Origin of the sequence: Prosthecobacter sp. (assembly GCF_020439865.1) — a bacterium.
Taxonomy (GTDB): domain Bacteria; phylum Verrucomicrobiota; class Verrucomicrobiia; order Verrucomicrobiales; family Verrucomicrobiaceae; genus Prosthecobacter.
Genome location: NZ_JAGRPF010000217.1, coordinates 1 through 1,554 on the forward strand (window position 1 = coordinate 1; position 1,554 = coordinate 1,554).

At 60.6% G+C, this 1,554-nt stretch carries 2 protein-coding genes; one reads left to right on the plus strand and one right to left on the minus strand.

Translation table 11 applies throughout. From position 1 onward, the window contains the following. Positions 1 to 1,097 (plus strand): lactonase family protein (locus KDL09_RS23275; protein ID WP_294390650.1); only part of this gene is annotated, 1,097 nt, incomplete at its 5' end. 1 nt (position 1,098) lies between these two features. On the opposite strand, the gene KDL09_RS23280 is transcribed toward KDL09_RS23275, so the two are convergent. Next, the coding region (locus KDL09_RS23280; RefSeq protein WP_294390651.1) for a hypothetical protein at positions 1,099 to 1,554 on the minus strand (456 nt) is incomplete at its 5' end.

The following is a 1,554-nucleotide window of genomic DNA, read 5'->3' on the forward strand; positions in this document are numbered from 1 at the left end:
CCGCCTTGATCGCCTCTTCTTCATTCGCCGCCGAACCTCTCGTGTTCATCTCCGCCTTTGCCTCCGGCGACAAGGCGGGCATTCACGCATTCTCGTTTGATTCGGAAAAGGGTGCACTCAAACCACTGCACCGCACGACCTCGATTCAGAATCCCTTCTTTCTGGCCGTTTCCCCCGACTCCCGCTTCCTCTATGCCATCAACGCGGAGAAGTTCGGTGGCGATGAAGACGAGAACGTTGCCGCGTTTGCACTCGAAGGCCGCACGGGCCGGTTGCAGAAGTTAAACGAGCAGTCGGCCCGAGGAACGGCCTCCTGCTATCTCGATGTCGATGCGACGGGCAAGTCCGTGCTCGTGGCGAACTATTCCACCGGCAGCGTGGCGTCACTGCCCGTGAAGGACGACGGCTCTCTGGGTGAAGCCGTCTCCTTCATTCAGCACAGTGGTTCCAGCGTCGATCCGCAGCGACAAAAGGGACCGAACGCACACAGCATTGTCGTCAGTCCGGACAACCGCTTCGCCCTCGCCGCCGATCTCGGCATCGACAAGATCATGATCTACAAGCTGGACGCTGCCAAGGCCGCGCTCACTCCGAATAACGCCCAACCCTTCGCCAAAATGCAGCCCGGTTCAGGCCCGCGGCACCTCACGTTTCATCCGGACGGCAAACGCGTGTATGTGATCAACGAACTGGCGAACACGGTGACGTTTTTCGACTGGAACGCGTCGGGCGGCACGCTCACCGAGAAACAGACCATCTCAACGCTGCCCGCCGGTTTTACCGGCAAGAGCTACACAGCGGACCTGAAGATCACGCCGGATGGAAAGCTCCTCTACGGCACCAATCGCGGCCACGACAGCATCGCAGTGTATCGCATCGCTGACGATGGCACGCTCAGCCTCATCGGCATCGAGCCCAGCCTCGGCAAAGGTCCGCAGAACCTGCTCGTTACGCCCGATGGCAGATGGCTGCTCTGCGCCAACATGCCTGGCAACAGCGTGGTGGTTTTCCAAATCGACGCTGCCGGTGGGAAGATCACCCCGCACGGTGATCCCGTCGAAATGCCGATGCCGTCGTGCATTCGCTGGGTGGAGTGATTCACTGCTTCGCCTCGCGAACCTCCCAAGCAGGAGGCAGGTCTTTCGACTCGGGACCATAGGTCTGCGAAACAATGAAGCCGCTGGCCTGCGACGTGTAGAAGATGCGGCCGTTGCTCACGACGGCACCGAGGCATTCGCGGGAATCAATGGCGGGACCGGTCGAGACGAGTTTGCCCTCCTGACTGAGGTCGATCATGTCCATGTTCGCACCGAGCACATACGGCTCGCTCATCGTGAAGCGGCAGCAGGCGTAGTTCGTCTGGATGCTGTAAACGACCTTGCCGGTGGCGGGGTCGTAGACGTTGCCTTTGCCGCGCAGGGCGTTGGAAAAGATATAGCGGCTGCCAACGGTCACCACATTGAGCGCCGAGGTGACGGCGTCCGATTTCCACAGCAGCGAGCCGTCCTTCGCGTCCAGGCACCAGACGAAGCGGTCATCGGTGCCTTCATTGGC